Below are 21,106 nucleotides of genomic sequence, written 5' to 3'. Positions count from 1 at the left end.
GCTTAAGTCATGAAGGATAAAGATATAGATATTGATATCAGCGCGCTGCCGTCCCCTGCCTATCTCGTGGACGAGCGTCTGCTGACGAAGAACCTGGAAACTCTGAACTATGTGCAGGAGCAGAGCGGAGCGAAGATTCTTCTCGCGCAAAAAGGCTTCTCCATGCATTCCATGTACCCGCTGGTGGGTAAATACCTGCATGGCGTAACCTCCAGCTCCCTGTTCGAAGCCCGCCTGGGCTTCGAGGAGATGGGCAAAGAGGTCCATGTGTATGCGCCGGCTTATGTAGACCGCGAGTTCGATGAGCTGCTCGGTTACACCGACCACATTGTGTTCAACTCGTTTGACCAATGGAGCCGGTTCAAGGAACGGGTGCAGAACGCACCGAAGAAGATCAGCTGCGGCATCCGCGTCAATCCGGAGTACTCCGAGATTGAAGTTCCGCTGTATGATCCTTGCTACAATTACTCCCGTATGGGCGTAACCCTGCCGAACTTCCGGCCGGAGGAGCTGGACGGCATCGACGGGCTGCATTTCCATACGATGTGCGAACAGAATTCAGACACGCTGGAGCGTACGCTTAAGGTTGTGGAAGAGAAGTTCGGCCAGTATCTGCACGGCATGAAATGGCTGAACTTCGGCGGCGGGCATCATATTACCCGTCCCGACTATGACCTGGAGACGCTGATCAAGTGCATTCGGCATATGAAGGAAACTTATGGCGTGGAGATTTACCTGGAGCCGGGCGAAGCAATTGCCCTTAACACCGGTTACCTGGTGGCGACAGTACTCGACACGATGCATAACGGTATGGATATCGCGATTCTCGATACCTCGGCCGAATGCCATATGCCGGATGTGCTGGCGATGCCTTACCGTCCAGGCATCATCGGTGCCGGAATGCCGGGCGAATTCGCCCACACCTACAGACTCGGTGGCATGACCTGCCTGGCAGGGGATGTAATCGGGGATTATTCCTTCCCGGAGCCGCTGAAATACGGTGACAAGCTTATCTTCCTTGACATGGCGCATTATTCCATGGTGAAGAACCATATGTTCAACGGCGTGAACCTGCCGGCCATTGCTTCCTACAATGAGGAAGAAGGCATCAAGGTCATCCGCGAGTTCGAGTATAGCGATTTCAGCGGACGATTGTCTTAAGTTAGTATAGAAGCGTTCCATCAGCTGCGGCTGATGGGGCGCTTTTTTGCGGTTTGAGGGGGGAGAGGCTCAGGTGCCAGCTGTGGTAGCCTGCTATCTGCTGGTTGCTGTTTACTGTTTGCACACTGCGTATTGCCCATCAAATGCTCACTATACTACTTACAGCCAACATACAGCCCACGATACAACCTATGATAAAGGTCAGCGTACAACACGCCATACTGCTTACCATACAACACATCATATTACTCAACATACAACCACCATACGACCCACGATAAAGCTCAACGTACAACACGCCATACTGTTCACCATACAACCCACGATACTACTCAACATAGAACCACCATACAACCACCATACAACCACCATACAACCACCATACAACCCACATAAAGGTCAGCATACAGCCCACCATACAACACACCATACGACCCACGATAAAGCTCAGCGTACAACACGCGATACTGCTCACCATACAACACACTATACTACTCAACATACAACCTACGTTAAACCTCAGCGTCAACACGCCATATTGTTCACCGTACAATACATCAATACAACCCAGCGTACTATCCGCTACTTACAGCCCACCACTACCTGCTGCCCCCTAATCCGCCGACCTACCGGAAATGTTGCATAAAATACAACAATTCGCGGCGCGAATCGGCTAAATAAGGGGAATCTTGCACAAAATACAACATTTTGAAGCTCAGATCGGCTGATCAGCTTAAAATCTTGTAAAAAGTACAACAATTCGTGAATGCGACAGCCAAATGGACGCAAATCTTGTAAAAAGTACAACAATTTCTGTATGCAGCCGCCAAATGGGCGAAAATCTTGCGAAAAGTACAACAATTTAGCTCCGTTGAGCTCCAAAAGGAAGCGAAGGAAGCGAAGGAAGCGAAGAAAGTGAAAGAATCAAAAGAATCAAAACAGTCAAAGGAAACAAAAAACCTAAAAACTCCCTAAAGTGAGTTTTTGCTGCGGGAGAAGGGACACTGCTGATGTGAAGTGTTCTGGCTTCTTTTCGGCGAGATTTACTTGTAAAACATACTTAAAAAAGTTTGTTACATTGCCCTTAATCTGCATCTGGCGTAGCATTGAACAGAGAATGATTTGAACGTGAAGGGAGTGAGCGGCATGATTAAGATCAGCCGGGTTATACGAACGGGCAGCTGCTGCAGATGCGGTGAGAGAAGCGCAAGACAGAAGAAGGAACAGCGAAGAACAATGAGTAAAGATAAAGGACAGAGGATAGAGACAGAAAGCTGAAGACTGCGAGCCCAAGAATGGTGATTCAAGTTAATGCTGCGTCTTCCTCTGTTGACTAACCTATAGGGAGCTGCTATGCATGCTGAAATTACAATATCTACACAAGAATGAGGAACTGGCGGCGATGCTGCTGGGGAATTGGGAACATGATCCGGAGTCGCTGCATCTGTTCCAGTATTACCGGATATCTTCTAATGCGGTGTATCCGTTTGAGAATGCAGGGCATAGCCAATTGCTGCGGTTCGCGCCAGTAACTGAGAAGCAGAAGGAGAATATACTGGCAGAGCTTGAGTTCATCGCTTACCTGCGTGAGCACGGGTATGGTGCGCTTGAAGCAGTATCCTCGCGTACAGGATCGGAGCTTATTGAAGCACAGACCCCGTGGGGGCCATACTACGCTTCCGTGTTTAAGCGGGTAGCTGGGGTACAACTGGGCAGCACAGAGCTTAGTGATCACATCGTATATAAATATGGTGAAGCGCTGGGCCGGCTTCATCAATTGTCCAATGAATATACGCCTGTACAGCCTGGCAGATGGACGCACAAAGCTGTGCTGGAATGGATTCTGTCCGTACTGGCTGATTTTCCCGGGGAAGAAGCGGCTGTGGCCGAGGCAAGGTTGCTGGAAGAATATTTTGACGGACAACCTGTCACGCCTGAGAATTACGGGCTGATCCATTATGACTTTGAGCCCGACAATGTGTTCTATGACGAGGCCTCGGATAACATCAACGCCATTGATTTCGATGATGCGATGTACCACTGGTACGCTATGGATATTGAACAGGCACTGGATAGCCTGGAGGGAGAGGCAGCGCCGGAGGAATATGAGCGCAAGAAGCAAATATTCATGAACGGCTATATCAGCCGCCGCCCGCTGCCGCAGGACGGACCCACCATGGCAGCGTGCAGACGGTTCGCCGATTTGTACGGCTACGCACGGATCTTGAGATCCGCAGCGGAGCTGGGAGAGAATGAGCCGGATTGGCTGACTTCGCTGCGGAGCCGGCTGGCAAATGCATGTGCGGCTAGGGCTTCGCGGTTTGGCGGGCCTGTCGGGTAAGCACAATCTGAAATTAAGCTGACCTGTACAACGGGCCGGCCCGGCTGAGTGGTGTCAGCAGATAAATCAGTAATAGGCTTACCTGGAAACTGAAACAGCGACAGCAAAGGACGGGGAATTAAAGTCCTGGCTGTCGCTGTTTTATTTAACTACCATTATACTACGTTAGAATTCATCAATGATTTCGACGACTTCGATTATACCGTTAATCAGCAGCTCAGGAAGCTGGTTATGGTTATTGCCTTTCCAATATTCCCGGGCTTGTTCGATTTTGCGGGAGAAAGGGAGGCCATCCTCCTTTGGCAAAAGAGTACCGTCACCTTCAAAGATCCTCCCGTTCACGCGAAGTTTAACGATCTGCAATACTTTTCGATGATGAGATACGAAGATTTCTTTCCATTTCAGAGCGTCTTCATAGCTCTTCGCAGCATATAAGCACGACAACCGGGAAGGATATTCAGGATATTCCTGCAATCTAACCATTTCAACGAGTGCTTCTCTTATCGCCCGGATGGTCTGGTCCGCATATCTAATAACGACATCTGCATTCTCTTTATCCATGCTTAATCCGTCATTTGTATAGTGACCGTGCAAAATTTGCATAAAGTCTTCACCCTTGGAGTTCATCTGTTCCTTCTCAAAAAAGAAGTGATATAAGGTGTTTTTTTGGTTTTGGTCAAAGCTGATGATCTGCCCAAGGTCCATTTTGTTCCGGGTTACAATGTGATAAACATACCATTCGTTAACTTGCATAGACTGCTGCTCCCCCTATTTCATACTTATTGTAATTCTGCTCTCCTGCGGCAGCCATTCAACCGTGGCCCCGAGCTGTTCGCTGATGAAGCGCAGCGGCAGATAGACTGTACCATTGACTACAAAAGGCGGGGTAAGCAGCGTAACGCTTTTACCGTTTACTGTCGTGGCTCCGCTCTTAGTATTAATCACAATGGATAGCGGCGATTTGCCCTCCGCAGTGCCGGTGATGGTTGCTACTTTATCCATAGAATAGCCGACGGTGGCCCCCATCTTGCTGAACAACGAGCGCAGCGGAATGAAATTCTGCCCGTTCCGGGTAATTACCCCGTTCGTGAAGGCGACGGATTCACCATTCAGGGTGACAGAAATCGGTTTTTGCATCGGGACGGGAGCAGGGTAATTAAATTCATAGGTACCATATCCGAGCTGAGCATTCTTGTTCACACCCCAGCCCCAGAGCGTTCCGTCTTTCTTTTGCATAATAATATGTCTTCCGCCGCCCTTCATGGACTGAACATCGGAAGTGAGCTGAGTGAACGGAGCGTCCGGGGACATCCGGGTCGTCTCAGTAGAAGCCGCGTATACCTTACCGTCTGAGGTCAGCGCAACAATAGAGTGTTCGACGATGTAAGCATCGGTCACCTTGCTGATTCCTGAGAAAAGGACGGGAACGGGTTGATCCGCATAAGTAGTTCCATCGGAGTATCCTGTGACCGTTGAGCCCCAGAACCATAAACGGGATTGCCCGTCAATGGCGAGCCGGGTACGTCCGTTGTTGCGCAGAATACTTACGCTGGATAAGGCTGGCATGCGGGTAGCGTTAAGCTTAGAAGCATCGCCAAGAGTCTCAGGTTCATAGGGATTCTGGATAGGCCACGTCCAGACGCTGCCGTCTTTGCGGAGAGCGTAATTCTGTTCAAGCTGGGTGATGTCCGTCAGACTAGCTACAGGCGTGAGGGTGGCAAATTCGTCAAAGGTGGTCCATACTGTACCGTCCGTCTTCAAGAACAGGAAACGCCGCCAATAGCTTTGCCCGTTACTCTCGCTGTATCCGGAGACAGCAGCAACTTGATCTATACCGGGGACTGGTGAAAAAGAAGTCGTCTCCGCACCGTCAGGTGTCGTCACAGCAATAAACACCTTGCCTTCTCCGGTGATTGCTACACGGCGGCTATCCAGGCTTAAGAAGTCCGTCATATTCGTTAATTCAGCGATCGGAGTCACTTCTATTTCCAACGTCCGGGCGTTGGTCTCCCAATTCCAGACAGAGCCGTCCCTGGCCGTAACCAGCGCGCTGTTCCACAGGGGAAAAGAAGCTTGTACATCACTTAACCCCTGAACCTGTGTAGGGACAGATTTGGTGTCGCCCCAGACCCAGAGGGAACCATCATCCTTAATCAGATAATTGGCTCCATAAGAGGCGACCCCGGAAGCACTTGCAGCTGAGCCCGTCTCAGGATTACCAATGCTCAGAACCGCGGTCAGACCCATGATCAAGCTCACAAGCAGATTTCTTTTTTTCATAAAAGCACCCTCTACCTTCAATGTTATTTTTACTGATATAGGTAAATAAAAGAATATATTTCCTTCCATATAGACGCTGTATGAGGGCGGAAAGTTTCTTTGAAAATTAACCGTTCATAGCCGGCCCTCCTGTGTTACAATGATTTAGTCTGTTTTTTGTGGAATTTGATTTGTGCACCGAAATTTAATAAGCTGTACCCGGCATTGTCCGTATTTGAGGAGGAAATCAGCGTTAATGAAACATGCACCTTTTATAGCCGTGGAGGGCCCAATTGGAGCCGGTAAAACAACCCTCGCCACGATGCTCGCCAGCGAAATGCAGCTTCCGGTCATTAAAGAAATCGTGGATGAAAATCCGTTTCTGGACAAGTTCTATCAGAATATGGACGACTGGAGCTTCCAGCTGGAGATGTTTTTTCTCTGCAACCGGTTTAAGCAGCTTGAAGACACTACGACCCAGTACATAGATAAAGGTAAGCCGGTCATTTCGGATTATCATATTTATAAGAATCTGATCTTCGGGGAACGGACATTGAAGGGATCGAAACGGGACAAATACCGGGAGATCTATCATATCCTGACTGATGATTTTCCGAAGCCGGATATCATCTTCTACATTCGTGCCGATCTGGATACGCTGCTGGCCAGAATTGCCAAACGCGCCCGTACGTTCGAAGAGATCATTGCGCCTGCTTATCTGCAGCAGCTGATCGAGGATTATGACGATGCGATGGCTTCACTGGCCCGCCGCGAACCCTCTACGGTCATTATTACCATCGATGGCAACAAGGTGGACTTTGTAGAGAACCCGGAAGACTTCGCCGCAATCGCGGAACAATTAAAGGAGCTTATGAAATGAACTCATACAACATCCCGGACAATGCAATTATCACGGTAGCCGGCACGGTGGGCGTCGGCAAATCGACCCTGACCGCAGCTCTGGCGGAACGCCTGCAGTTTCAGACGTCACTTGAGCAGGTAGATCATAATCCGTATCTGGAGAAGTTCTACCATGACTTTGAGCGGTGGAGCTTCCACCTGCAGATCTATTTCCTCGCGGAACGCTTCAAGGAGCAGAAGAAAATGTTCGAGCTGGGCGGAGGGTTCGTGCAGGACCGTTCGATTTACGAGGACACAGGGATTTTTGCCAAAATGCATGCCGATCAGGGCACGATGTCAAAAACCGACTATGAAACTTACACCAGCCTGTACGAGGCTATGGTGATGACTCCGTATTTCCCGCATCCTGACGTGCTGATCTACATTGAAGGCAGTCTGCCTTCAATTCTGACCCGGATCAATGAACGCGGGCGCGAGATGGAGATTCAGACCGATGTCTCCTACTGGGAGCATATGCATGGCCGGTATTCCCAGTGGATTAACGAGTTCAGTGCCTGCCCGGTGCTGCGGCTGAACATTGACGAATATGATGTGAAGGATGCTGCCTCCATGGCGGATATCCTGCATAAGGTAGGCGCGGCAATTGGCCGGGCTCCGGTAGGGAAGTAAAGGTTTTATTTTAGCGGATGGTTTGTGGGATCGATAAGATATAGGGATGTTAGGAAGCGGCACCAGTTCATCTGGGGCTGCTTTTTTTGTGTTTTTAGACATTTTTTTTAAAGAAAACGCGACTTTTTTCATATTTTCGGGACATTTACCCTATTCAGGACCATTTGAAACGACTTTTGTCGAGAATTGTTAAGAGATTGTTTAGAGCGGCCTGATAGAATGGATCGCAGATATGATAATTGCAGTAATTAGAATTTAATTGTTTTTGGTCCGCGGGAAGGCAAGCGAAAGGAGAATGCGGGAGCTAAGGGAGCTAATAGAAACTGCAGCGAATCTTGCTACACGCCGGACAGGAAATGATGAACGAATAAGGGGGAGCATCACATTGTTAATAAGCAGGAGATTGAAGAAATATACCTCGCTAAGTTTGATTCTCAGCATGTTGTTGTCGTTAATACCCGGCTCCTTTAGTGGCCTGGCAGAAGCTGCGGGTGATGATTTTGAAGTAACGTTTAAGAACGGAGCGCATGTGGGGAATCTGAGCTACCCTGCAGAGAACGCCTTCGGTAACTTTTACAACAATATGGAAGAAGGCTTCGCCCAGACTGAGACGGACAAAGATGCCAGAATGGATTGGACAACCGGTGATATCTATGCCGGTCTCGATGATAATGAAGCAACGGTCACGTTCGAGGTTGACGTAGCCAAAAATCCGTTATTGAAGGCCATGGCGGAGAGCGGACAAGCAGAGATGATTACAGGTTTTGCGGTTCTGCGGCGTCACTCCGGGTTCCTGTGGACACGTCATTCGGCAATTACGGTGACCATCGACGGAAGGGATATTATCAAAGAAAGAACCGGCAGTAGCCAGAAATATAACAAAACGGCTACAGCCCGTATTACACCTACCTCCAAAATTAAAGTATGGGTATATGGTGAAGGCGATGACGACGGTGAAGCAGCAGGGGTACGGGGCTTCTATCTCAAGTTCCAGGATCTCAAGCGTCCCGTCATTGACAGCTATACCTTCACCGGCAACGGAGCAGAACGGCTGAACGAGAATATTAATCAGCAAGAGCTTTATGTCAAAAGAGATGAGAACATCACACTCAGCTACAATTTCAACGAGCCCGTCAGACCGGCTACGGTAGTGAAAGCAAACTCCGATTATTTCCTGCGGCAAAAGCTGTTCATTAATGATCCGGACACCGGACTTCCGGCTGCCGGACAGCAGCAGTATCTGCAGAATATTACCTTTAATGAGGACAATCTAACTACGTATCAGAAAACACTTTCCTATAGATATACCGGAGTTCCTTTTCATAACAGCGGCAATCTACCCCTGAAACCGCTAATTACCGGGGGGACTACCGGCGGAGCACCAATGGATCTGTCACTGGAGAATAAATTGAAAGAAGCCGTGCTCAGGGATGCGGCAGGGAATAAAGCTACTATAAATCTCAACACTGTGCCGAGCAAGAGCAGCAATGCCTGGCTGAACAATAAAAGCGGGAACCCGTTTGATTTCGATCGGGGCGGCTTCCGCGTTATCGTGGATGCGGTGCGTCCGAAGTATTCCAAGACTGCTAACGGCATTCAACCGGAGATTCTGACCGGTGTTACGCTGAATAAGGGAGATGTTATTGATTTCACCCTGCAGATGACGGAAGAGGCAATTGCCAAAACCGGCTGGGATGAGAAGAAAACCTTTATTCTTTTCAATAACGGAATGAAAGCCTATTATGTTGCAGGCAAGAATACAAGAAATTGGACCTTCCGCATGACAGTACCTGGCGGACTAACTGTGGAAACACCGTTGCTCAAGGCCGTTGCCGTATCTAATGATGCCAAGGGCGGCAGCTTGCCTATCAATATGGATACGGATGTAATCCAGGATTACGCAGGCAACCTGATGATTCAGCCCGCTAACTTCGATGGAACACATGAAGAGAAAATTGATCCTTACGGCAGTGACTTCTCGCTCGCCAACTCTAAGATAGACTGGGCGAACCTGTTCATCGACAATACAAAACCGATTATCGGATACCGATTCGAGGCACAGGGCGCGAGTGATGTAGCCTATTCGAAAAAAGGTAAGGTAACGATCGATGCCAATGATCCTTCGATTAAAGTACCCCACCTTGATCCGACTGAAGCAGACCGTGGTGCAGAACGGCCGAGCCGCGGAATCTACCGGCCTTCGAATATGAGTGCGGAAGCATCACCTTCCGTTGGACTTGTCTACTACTGGTGGAGTCAGGATAAAGCGGATCCGTTTGCTTCTGTATCCGGAGACAATAACGCGGCACTCAAGCGTTACGCGCTCTCTGCCAAACAACCGTCGGAAGAGCTGTATCCCGGAGAATTCCAGAATGTACAGCTGTCGGTAGTGAATAACAAGACCAACCTGCTCTCTCCTCCGCCTGAAGCGTTCGAGGAAGGAAACAGCGGGGAATGGTACCTGCATACCTGGACAGCGGATATGACCTGGGATTCAGCCAGAGAATTGATGCAGTACGAGAAGAAAAAAGCTTATGTGGCGAGCCATCAGGCGCAGTATGATGCCTGGATTGCAGAAGCACCGGGTTCGAAGGCAGATAAAATCTTCTATGCTGACAATCAGGCGCTGGCCGCTGTTGGACAATACGGCGACCTGAGTGTCTGGAAGGTTGACGATTTCAAACAGGATGATTCCAACTGGACCCATGAAGTAGGTATCCTGAAGCTGGACAATCAGGGACCTGCCATTACAATGGCCGCCGAGGACAGCACCACTGTGCAAGCACTTGTAAAGGACCCGCATAGCGGCGTCAAGAGCGTGCAGTATCAATGGGTGAAGGACGGGGATTCACCACAGGACATTAAGTGGGCCGATACATCATACTCCGGGAATACCGTAACCCGGTCTACCTATGAGGATATTGATGAGGATGGCGCTTACTGGCTCTATCTGAAGGCACTCGATAATGCGGGCAACGAAACGGTCAAGACACCACAGGAAAAGGCGGTTGTCGTGAGTTCAGAGGCTACGATTCCGACGCAGTTCACACCGGAAGCTAATCCTGACTACGTTCGGAGTCATGATGTTATGTTCCAGATCAGCGGAGTGACCCCGGATTATGTGGGCTATGCCATCAGCAGCAGCTCTATTCATCCTGAGTCCGACAATGAATATACAGGCCTTGAAGCAAGTACGGAGCTGATACAACCTCTGTCCGTGGACAATTCTTTAGGCAGCGGGGAAGAGACTCCCCAGCCTGAAGCTCCAGCAGAGCCGAATGCTCCGGCAGAACCGGAAGTTACGGCAAACATCGGACCAGTGGCTATCCTTAAGCTCCTGTCCGAAGGACCGGTTCAGCCTGAACTGACCCCGCTGGCGGCTGAACAAACTCCGGCACCAGAGAGCGGTGCCGAGCCGGCAACTACACCTGCTGCTTCAGCAGGCGCTACTGAACCGGCAGCAGATGCCGCAGCGGAGGCAACAGAAGATAACACGGATTCCAGGCTGTCAGCGATGGGACTTAATGCTTCTGTAAGTGAAGCCACCTATAGCTATGTTATTCCGGCTAAATCTGAACTGAACGGAACGCAATACATTCATCTTATGGTGAAGCACAGCGACAGAACGTATTACTATTCGAAAGCTTATTATTTTGACAATGAAGCACCAGTGGTGTATTTCAGCCCTGATGCTATTGCTTACCCGTTGCCGCAGCAGAAAACGCGGATCAGCGTGTCGGAATTCTATAGCAAAACAGGACTTGTCAGCAAATATAAATGGGTCAAACAAGAAACAGGTGCAGAAGTACCTACAGAGTCCTCTACAGAATGGAAGGACGTTCCGTCAGGCGGTTCGGTGTCCATAGACGACAAATCGCTGGACGCGGGACAAATTGCTGAATACCGGTTATATGTACTCGCGGTTGACGGGGCAGGCAACAGCTCTGTGACGGCAAGCGGAGGAACCTTCAAGGTATCAGCATCTTCCAAACCGGAGGCACCTGTATCCGATGCGAAGTCTTCTCTTATCTATCTGTCCGGTGATGCAAAGGATGGATACAACGCGATTGTGAAGCTGAGCCTCGAGACAGAGGACAAAACGGGATATGAATATTCGGTATCACCTGATAACGGTGCAAGCTGGATCAACTGGAAGCCTTATACCAACTTCGTAGCCGTGAAGGTTCCGACTGGTGATCCGACACAGCTGCAGGTGTGGGTCAAGTACAGAACACCGGGCGGGTTGATCAGTGAAGCGGCCAAGCTTGATATCGAAGGCGCTTCTACAACCGAACAGCCCGTCTATGCGCTTGCAACGCTCAGCGTGAACAGTCCGGTAAATGCCACGGTTGGGGCAGATATTGAGTTCACGCTTCCGCCGGGTATCCGCGTGATGCCTTCGAAGATTAACCCTTCGGTGCCTGTGCGGACCGGAAACTCATTCAAGATCTATGAGAATGGCTATTACAGCTTCGATCTGACCGATCTCGGTGATCCGGACCGGACAGATACCCTGTATCTGGTTGTGAAGAATATTGACGGTACGCCTCCAGAGGGAACGGTTGAATACTCGAACATGGAGCGTACGAACGGTAATGTGGTTGCTTATCTTCAGAGCACCTCTGAGCCTGTAACGATTACTAACAATGGCGGCAAAAATGCCTACACCTTCAAGGAAAATGGCACCTTCGTCTTTGAGATTAAGGACGCGGCCGGGAATACAAATACCGTCGAAGCCACGGTAAAGAACATTAACAAAGAAGCTCCGAAGGTGAAAGTGGTCCGTTCCTACCAATATGGCCTGAACGGCAGCAGCACCTTCAATACCGTGAAGGATAATAACGGCAATGTACTATTCTCCACCGGCACTACAGTAACGGTTGAGAAGGCAGATGCCTCGGCTAAAGCTATTAACATTATCAGTCAGGCCAAGAGCATTACACTGACTGAGAATGGAACAGCCTCCTTCACAGTTGTAGATGAGTACGGCAATACGACAGTCATTAAAGAGAAGGTTACGAATATTCTCTCCGCACCGCCTGAAGCTGATAAAATTGCCTACACCTTTGTAGATGCGGATGGCAAAGCGGTTCCGGCAGATCAGATTGTTACGATCGGCGGACAGAAATATGCCAAGGGTAAAGTGAAGGTTACGATTAGCGGCAGCGTCACAGCACCTAATAAAATGTTCTTCGGAGTAAGACCTATTGAGGGCGGAGCGGCGTATTCGAATCAGATCAGTAAAGCTGATGGAACGTTCAGCTACTCACGTGCCTTTGAGAGCAGCGGGTCAGCGGTAGTCGCCATCTCGGATCTTCTGGGCAATGTGAACAAGGTTCCGGTTACAATAGCGGGTCTTGATAACACACCGCCTGAGCTGACACTGAATAACGAAACAGCAGGTATTGTCCAGAACAAGAAGGACTTTAACTTCCGCGCAGATCTCGGCGGCTTCACAGTTTCCGATAATGTATCGGAAGCAGCGGGTGTGAAGGTATCGGTCAGCGGGCTGGATCTGAGCAAGCTTGGACGCCAGCGTGTAGCTTATACGGCGGTTGACCAGGTAGGGAATGAGACGGTTGTTTATCAGGATGTGGTGGTCGTGAAGGATGGCGGACTGCTGATCTTCGGTAACGATACCTTAATCTCGGCATCCTCCGGCGAGTCTGCACTGTTCAATACCAATACACTTACCTTTAAGGTATCAGGCTACAACAATATGAAGGTAGCCGGAGTAGACAAGGTCAATCAGGCAGGAACATTTGATATTCTGTATTACCCTGGTTTGTACCGCGAAGGACAGCTGAAGCTGGTGAAGCAGAAGCTGACTTATGACGAACTCGTGAGCAGTCAATTTAAAGTCACCTTCCCGAAAACAGGCTGGTACACGATTGTCGTGAGAACACAGGAGCGGGACCGCGAGTTTGCCACCTTCTTTATTGGCAACATGAAATAAATGAAAGATAAACAGGGGGAATACATGGTGAAGCTGCTCAAACGCGCTACCGCGCTCATGCTCACAATAATCATGGTATTTCTGTCCACCTCCGAGAGCTTTCATGCGCTTGTGGAGGCGGCCAGCAGTACAAAGACAACTGTTGTAGAGAATAACTTTATTAAGGTTACTGTGGATAATGAAACCGGACGCTACGGGATTCGGACCGTGGATGGCCAGCCCATCCGCAAGAATGACAACAACGTAAACTTGCTGTTCCAGGGAGATGATCCGGAAACGTCGTTCACGACGTTCCGGATTGACGGAACTGATTATATTTACGGGAATAAGTACAAGTTTGACAACAGTCATTATTCAGAGACTACTACACCCAAGGTGGTAGAGAATTCGAATGGCACGAAGCAGCTGGAGATGATCTGGAAGATTAAAGGCGTAGAGATTAAGCAGATTCTGATGCTCTACACCGACAGCAAGGATGCTGTCAATTCCGGAAATGTCAACATCCGCTATGAAGTGAATAACCGGAGCAATGCGCAGGTAGAGATCGGAAGCCGGATCCTGCTGGATACGATGGTCGGCGGCAACGACGGGCCGCAGTTCCAGATTGGAACAGCTTACAAGTCACCGCTGCAAGTAGAGCGGAAGCTGGTGCATAATCCGGAGGATAATGCCGGAATCCCTGAAGAGGACAGAGCTTACTTCAAGATTCCTTCTTACTGGGTAATGCGCGACAAGCTGGATTTGACTAATCCCCAGGCAACCAATGTCGTTGCCTATGGCTTCAATAACTTTGCCGAACAGAACATTAATATTGTGGATGAAATGATTGTCGGTCACTGGAACGGCCTGGCGAATACGAAATGGGATTATGAAGTACATCCCAACCTGGACTTCACCAGAGACACCAATGATTACGGCACGGCGGACTCCGCCGTTGCCTTCTATTGGAACCCGGATAAAGTGGCAGCCGGAGGCTTCCAGAGCTTCGAAACTGTCTATGGACTTGGAGAAATAACTGCTCCGGATAAAGTGTTCTCGATCCGCTATGTAGATCAGGTTCAACAGCTGGCTACGGCTGCGCTGGAACAAGGGGAGACGGTTCCGTCGAAGTACGTGGATAACGGAGTCTTCACGATCACAGCCGAGGTTGAGAATCTGCAGGCCTACAATATGGAGCACTCCAAGATCGAAGTGGAGATGACGCTGGAGAGCGGTCTCAGCTTCGTCAGGCAGGATGAGAGCGGCAAAGACGTCCTGGACGCAAATGGCAAGCCAGTCCTGGAGAATGACCGCAGCAAAATGCTGGAATTCAAAAAGTCAGCCTCTCCTGAGGAAGCTGCATTGGGAATTGAGCCGAAGTACAAGCCGGGTGATGCCATCACTGCGACTTTCCGTGTTCAGGCTAAAGGCAGACCTTGGCCGGTAACGCGGGATTACATGATTTCCGCGAGAAGCCCGGAAACACAGGGCAAGATTGAGGGCATTGAGGATGAAGGCATCAAAGCCCAATATGAGTCGAACCGTACAAACTTCATTCTGCTGCCGCCGGTAGGCGAAGCAACGGCTACGTATTCATACGCTCTGTCACCGGCAGAGCTGTATAGCTCAGATGTGAAATATCTGACTGTGAATCTGTCGAACATTGAAGCCTATAATACGGGCAATGCAACCACAGCACCGAACTTTGACCTGTACCTCAAGGATCTGGTATCCGGAAGCCGGTACAAGGTGAATGTGCAGGATGCAGTGGTTATGCAGCCTACAGACGATGGTTTCTCAGGTGCCATGCGGATTACTTACCGCGGCGGGGAACGGGTTGATGAAGGCGGCAATGTGCTGGAATCCGGACTGGGACCCGAGCTGCCGCTGGGTGAATACGCAGTGGAGATCGACTATAAAGGCGATGCGGGAGGCGACGAGGAAGTAGCAGCCCTTTACGATATTACTACTACCCCTCAATCCTTCCTGGTTACAGATAATGATGAGACGCGGATCCGTGAAGCCGGAGTTATGGCTGTGTACAGGGAAGCTGTGGATATCAGCGGCCTCGCGAACGGCGCCTCTGTAAAGGATGACTTGCTGGATCAGCTGAACTCGCTGTTCCCGGGTGAGCCATTTAAGAACGGCTCGTTCCTGTACTCTGCTGTCACCGAGTATAAGAAGACCAAGGCCTTGTTCGGAGCAGCCAGCAAGGCGGTTGATCCTGAATTTGATATCAGTGAATTCATGGATGATGAAGCGCTCAAAGAGACTCCGCTGTATGCCTACAAATTGTTTGCAACAGAAGAGGATTTTGAAGCCTTCCAGGAAGAAGCAGAATCCGAGGACCCGGAATTCGACCGTGAGGTTCTGGTTACGGTCCGCGGAATGATCAAGCAGGTCGGCACGGGTGATGAAGAGCAGGTCATCGTGGATACCAAGACAGAACCGGCAATTATTAATGATGCTGTTGCCTATACAGGCAAGGATCTGGCTTTTGTACGCGGCAAGCTGGACATCTTCGGAAACAGCCTTCCGGGCGATCTTCCCTTCCTGGATACCTTGTTCATCAAGGGTGACGGAACGCTCAGTGTAGCGAGCAGCGGCTTCGTCTTCCATAAGGGCGAATGGACGCTTGATTTCTTCAACGGCTTCTCCAAATCCCTTGGAGATGAGAACTACAATCCGTCCAAGGTGGAGACGCCAGAGGATGACGATGAAGAGGAAGAAGGCAGTAAGGAAGATAAAGGAAATGACGGTAATCCGGAAGACGACAGCCAGAACGGCAGTCTGAAATGGGCTATCGGCGGTGTGGGCGACAGACTGAATCCGCTGCGCCAGGTCATGATCGGGGATGTGTACTTCAACAAGCAGTCTTTGTTTGGGGCTCCAAGCTTCGCGATTGACGGCTTTGGCTTCTCCTTCAATGATTTCATTCTGAGAGAGAATGGGATTTCCTTCGGCGGCTCATTGTCCCTGAAGATCATTAACTCAGAAATTAAGAATGTCATATTCAACAGCGCAGGCTTCTATGGCGTAGATGCCTCACTCGGCTTCGATCTGAATCAGGAGATGGGCTTGTTCGGACCGGATAAGAAGAAAGACGCGGATAAGAAGAAAGGTCCGGATGCTCCCAGCGGTAAGGTTACCATCAAGCATGCCGTGCAGGGCGGCGGAGTTGGTAATGAATATGGCCTGGAGTTCGCGGCACAGCTGAAGAACATGCTGGGTGTGGAGATTGAATTCTCGCTCAAAAAGGTAAAAGACGGCCGGATTCTTCCGGATGTAATCGCCTTTGGGGCTGAATTGCCGGCTCCGGGTATTATTGTCACCGGTGCAACCTATCTGACCGCTGTACGCGGTGCAGTGCGCGAGCTGGCGGATACCATTGCCGGCGGTACGGCGCAGGACCCGTTCCCGCTGACGATTGAAGCTGGCGTAGGCATGCGGTTCGGGATTGCCCCGGCGTACTTCTTCGGGGATGTTGACCTGACGGTGAAGCGTACCGGCCTCAAGGTGGAAGGACGGCTTGACTTCTCCGCAGACGCAGAAGCTGAGAAGGATGACCGGCTTCCAATGCTCACCAAAGCGCTGCTTGAAGCGCAATGGGTGACTCCATGGTTCGTGCGGGTAGAGGCAGCTATGGATATCGGCGGCTGGGATATCATCATCGGTAAGGCGGGAATCTTCGTCGGACAGAATCTGGAGAAGAACCGCACTGACTTTGAAGGCTATATCGGCTCCAAAGTACAGATTCCGAATAGTGTACCGGTTGTCGGTGGAATGCCGCTGTCCAGTATGTTCCTCGGGGTCAACAATGATAAGGTATGGGGCAGTATCGGCATTCTCTTCATCTCGCTGGGTATTACCTACTACTGGAGCGGAGGCATAGAGTTAAGTACATCAAGCGATCAGCTGCCGGAAGGTATGATTCATCTCGTAGTGGATGATCCCGATAATGGACCGCGCCTGATGGTTATTGGTGAAGGTGTAGAGACTCTTGCCACTTCGGCCGCCCCTGCTGCTGAGGAAGAGAATCAGGAGATTATCTACCGTGAAGTAGCAGAAGGTGTGAAAATTGTTGAGAACGGATCGGTTAATGTCGGCGTAGGCGGCATTACGGTCAAGAACGGCGGCAGAATCCATGAGATTCCTATGGGGGCTGCAACCGGTAATGCCATTATCGAAATGGAATACAGCAGTAAGGATATGCCGGAATTTAAGCTGCAGGATGCAGCGGGCAAGGATTATCCGGTGGTATTCGAAACCTTTGCTAATCCGGACAAGCCTAATCCTAAAGCTAATGCTTTTACACAATATATTCCTGCAAGTGATGTATCACCGGATCCATCCAAGCTTAATGCTGAAGTGGATATCCGCAGAGCTTACATTATTATCCCTGAGAATGAAGCTAAGAAAGGCGGAACCTGGACGCTTACTGCAGTCTCGGCTGTAGAAACCAAGCTGATGAATGTTCCAACCCTGCCTCAGCTCAGCGAAGTGAATCTCGCGAAGGATAACTCGAATGTCAATAAATTCACGGCATCCTGGAAAGTAGCCAACGCAGCAGAAGGAGATACAGTGAATCTGTACCTGGCTGAAGATGCGGTAACCACTGAAAAGACTATCGTGGAAGGGCAAGAGGTGCTGTCACCGGGAGATCCGGGGATGCTGATTGCCAAAGATGTGCCGGTTGGCGCCGGCGGTTCTGTCAGTGGTGGCATAACCAGCGGCAGTACAGTAATTGATGTAACGAATGTATCGCTGATGGGCAATCCCGAGGATATCCGCGGGCTGCTCAGACAAGGCAATTATTATCTGCGGGCCGAGCTGAAATCCAGCGCAACCTTCGGCACGAAGACTTCACCGCAGCGATTCGAGCTCGTTGATCCGCTTGCACCGCAGGTTGTCAGTGACGTCTCGGTTGTACCTGCCGGTAACGGACTGTTCTCGCTCTCCTTCAAGCCGGGAGCCAAAAAAGCGGGACATAACGCTTACGAGCATAGCTTCGTCATTGATGCTCAGGTCCAAGTGAACGGCAAGCTGGAGACTTATTCTCCATTTGGCGAAATTTTGTACACCGAAGAAGAACTTCAGCCTTACTGGAATGCAGCAACCGGTAAATATGAAGGTATTCTGATCGGAGGCTGGAAGGCCCTATCCACTTCGGATGAAGTGAATACAACCAGCCTTGAAGGAACGGTTACGGATGTGACCAAGGTGAAGTATACCGGTCTGGAAGTTGGAACGGAGTATGTTGTCGGTGTCACTGCCGCAACGGTTCCAACTGAAGATGCGGACAAGAATCAGAACTATCACTATGCTGAGCACCAGAACAGCAGCAAGAAGCTGCTGCCGGTTCCAAGCCTGCCAAAGCTTACTGTGGCAAGCGGATCTGGTACCGTGCAGGATACCGGAAATTACATTAACCTGCTGACCAGTGAAACGAAGCAGAAGCTGACGCTCACTTCAGACCAGTCCAATGTGACGGTGGAGGTCTTTAATGCTGAGAAGTCCATCGGGTCGGTAGCTTTGACGAACAAGGCCGGCGGCGGAAGCCAAGGCGTTCTGAATCTCGACCAGTTCCAGACAGACGGACCGTTCGCTCTTGAACTGAGAGCCAGAAACATGACGACCAAGGATATCTCGGTCACGATGCTGTATATGACTGTAGATACGATCGCTCCGGTTCTGTATCTTGATCAGCCGGTAACGGGTGAACGTACCGCAAACGGCGCTGTTCATGTAGCAGGAACTACAACAACAGGAACTGTGCTGACAGCGAAATATACAGTGAACCAATTGCAGCCGGATGGCAAATACAAGGAAGTGGAGATTCCTACTACCCTTAAGGTGGACCCGCTGACGGGGGACTTTAATGGAACTGTGGAGATCAAATCCGATGAGCCTTCCGTGGCACTTAATATTGTTGCCTCCGATGAGGCAAAGAATCTGAACACAGCGGTTGTGGATATCACGAACGCTGGTTACAAGGTTCCTGTAGCACTGGTTTTGAAGGGAATGGAAAAGGACCTGGAGCCAGGGCAAACAGGCAAAGTTAAGGCTTATCTCAAGGTCTCGGATGGACAGGACGAGAATACCGGCAAGCCGAAATTCAAGGATGAGCCAATTGCAGATAAGGATCTGCAGAAATTGACTTATACAGTCGCCGTAGGCGATGCAGTGTCCTTGTCGGCAGAAGGCAGTGTTACGGCGCTTGCCACAGGCTCCAGCTTAATTGAAGCAGAGTATAAGGTGTCCGAGGGTGTAACGCTCAAAGGCATGGTTGCGGCCACAGTAGCCGTACCGAAACCAGAGAAGCTTGGTGCAATTCAAGCCAGCACTTCTTATATTTATGCAGACAGCAGCCGTACCAAGATCACCATTACTTCCTCCGGGGATATGACCGGACAGCAGATTGCGTATAAGGTTTATCGTTCCGGCGCCGTGCAGCCGGCCTTCGATGATAATGTCAGCTCTTGGCCGCTCCTTCCGCTGGACGGTATAATCAGCGCTTCATACGGTGATGTAATCGTGCTCGCTAAGCGGACATCTACCGATAAGCTGGTTAAGGCAGCGGGTCAGGTTACAGCAACTGTATGGTCCAGCAGCGGTGCTGGAACAGGCGGTGGCGGTGGCGGCGGTGGTGGTGGCGGAGCTGCCACACCAGGCGTAGTAGAAGAGCAAGCACCAGATACAGCCGCACAAGTAACTGTTAACGGACAGCCGGTTGTCACAGAATGGAATGGGCTTACAGCGGTAATCCGGATTACGGATAAAGAAGCCGCAGCGGGCAGCGATCTCACGGTTAGTTCCGCAGATCCGGCTGCAAAAGCATTCAGTATCCATGTAGATCAGAATGTTGTGAAGCAGGCCGTTGCAGCGAAGAAGAAAGTGATTATAGAGGTGCCGATGGGTCGTTTGGTTCTTGAACCTGAGAATCTTACCGCATTAAATGGTGAGCTTGTGGTGGGCATTGGCCAGAACAGCACTGCCGATCAGCAGGCCATGAAGACCATAGCCGATCAGCAGGGCTTCACGCTTATGGCCGCAGGACAGGGTGTTACGGTAACGGCTAACCTGCCAGCAGGCAGCTGGACACCGGCACTTGCAGCCAAGATCGCCATTCCTTCGCCGCTTGCAGCAAACGAAATTACAGCAATTGTGCTGAAGGATGCAGCCGGTAACTGGACTACTGTGCCATGGAAACTGGACAGCAGCGGTACGGCAGTGAATGTGCAATTGACCGGAGAAGGCAGCCTCTACTTCATCCGCAATCAGAAGATCTTCAAAGATATGCCTGCAGGCTGGGGCAAGGACGGTATTGCAGCAGCCTCCGCCAAGCTGTTCGTATTAGGCAAATCTGCAGATACCTTTGATCCGACCGGCAAAGTGACCCGAGCAGAGTATCCAACGATTCTGCTGCGCGTCGCAGGTCTGATGAACAAGCAGGCACCTTCTGCAGGCTTCAGTGATGTCGGCAGCAGCAGCTGGTATAACCGCAGCGTCTCCATTGCTGCACAGCTGGGTATTGTCACCGGATTCGAAGGCGGCAAGTATGCGCCTCAGGGTACGCTGACACGAATGGAAGCCATGACGATGCTGGGCAGACTGCTCACCCTTGTCAGCCCAGGCACTGAGATCAGTGATGCAGAAGTAACAGCAATTCTGGCTGGTTTCACCGATAAAGATAAAGTTCCCGCATGGGCAAGACAAGCAGTAGCATTGAGCATCAAGAACGGCATTATCCTTGGGGAAGGCAACAAGGTGAATCCGTCCAGTCCGCTTACGCGTGAACAGGCGGCAGCCATTGCTATCAGACTTGATCAATTGATTACAGCCAAGCAATAACAAGAATGTGCCCGTACCGCCTATTGTGG

At 50.4% G+C, this 21,106-nt stretch carries 8 protein-coding genes; 6 read left to right on the top strand and 2 right to left on the bottom strand.

Going from position 1 to position 21,106, the window contains the following annotated elements:
• Window positions 1–24: 24 nt before the first annotated feature.
• Window positions 25–1,161: a carboxynorspermidine decarboxylase gene (gene nspC, locus NYE33_RS28605; RefSeq protein ID WP_042140990.1), complete on the top strand. Its 1,137-nt coding sequence runs from the start codon at window positions 25–27 to the stop codon at window positions 1,159–1,161.
• A 1,357-nt stretch (window positions 1,162–2,518) separates the two neighbouring features.
• The gene (locus tag NYE33_RS28600) at window positions 2,519–3,502 is read left to right on the top strand and encodes a phosphotransferase enzyme family protein (RefSeq protein ID WP_341068849.1); all 984 of its coding nucleotides are present in this window, start codon (window positions 2,519–2,521) and stop codon (window positions 3,500–3,502) included.
• 165 nt (window positions 3,503–3,667) lie between these two features.
• On the opposite strand, the gene NYE33_RS28595 is transcribed toward NYE33_RS28600, so the two are convergent.
• Both NYE33_RS28595 and NYE33_RS28590 read right to left on the bottom strand, forming a co-directional pair.
• Entirely contained in the window at window positions 3,668–4,255 is a 588-nt protein-coding gene (locus NYE33_RS28595; protein WP_336100764.1) for a DUF2441 domain-containing protein, read from the bottom strand.
• Between the two features lie 15 nt (window positions 4,256–4,270).
• Window positions 4,271–5,782: a stalk domain-containing protein gene (locus tag NYE33_RS28590; RefSeq protein WP_336100766.1), complete on the bottom strand. Its 1,512-nt coding sequence runs from the start codon at window positions 5,780–5,782 to the stop codon at window positions 4,271–4,273.
• A gap of 235 nt (window positions 5,783–6,017) precedes the next feature.
• On the opposite strand from NYE33_RS28590, the gene NYE33_RS28585 reads away from it, so the two are divergent.
• The 4 genes from NYE33_RS28585 to NYE33_RS28570 all read left to right on the top strand — a co-directional run bounded on the left by NYE33_RS28585 (window position 6,018) and on the right by NYE33_RS28570 (window position 21,077).
• Complete coding sequence (locus NYE33_RS28585; protein WP_039303946.1) at window positions 6,018–6,641, top strand: deoxynucleoside kinase; 624 nt, start codon at window positions 6,018–6,020, stop codon at window positions 6,639–6,641.
• Window positions 6,638–7,291 carry a deoxynucleoside kinase gene (locus NYE33_RS28580; protein WP_042135585.1) on the top strand — a complete coding sequence of 218 codons (654 nt, stop codon included), beginning with the start codon at window positions 6,638–6,640 and terminating at the stop codon, window positions 7,289–7,291. Before NYE33_RS28585 ends, NYE33_RS28580 begins: the two co-directional genes overlap by 4 nt.
• A gap of 439 nt (window positions 7,292–7,730) precedes the next feature.
• Window positions 7,731–13,247 carry a hypothetical protein gene (locus tag NYE33_RS28575; RefSeq protein ID WP_341068846.1) on the top strand — a complete coding sequence of 1,839 codons (5,517 nt, stop codon included), beginning with the start codon at window positions 7,731–7,733 and terminating at the stop codon, window positions 13,245–13,247.
• Window positions 13,248–21,077: an S-layer homology domain-containing protein gene (locus NYE33_RS28570; RefSeq protein WP_341068843.1), complete on the top strand. Its 7,830-nt coding sequence runs from the start codon at window positions 13,248–13,250 to the stop codon at window positions 21,075–21,077.
• Window positions 21,078–21,106: the final 29 nt, after the last annotated feature.

Source organism: Paenibacillus sp. FSL R10-2199, from assembly GCF_038000235.1.
Lineage (GTDB): Bacteria > Bacillota > Bacilli > Paenibacillales > Paenibacillaceae > Paenibacillus_AQ > Paenibacillus_AQ phytohabitans.
The sequence above is the reverse complement of the archived record's forward strand: the minus strand, read 5'-3'. Positions and strand labels throughout refer to the sequence as shown.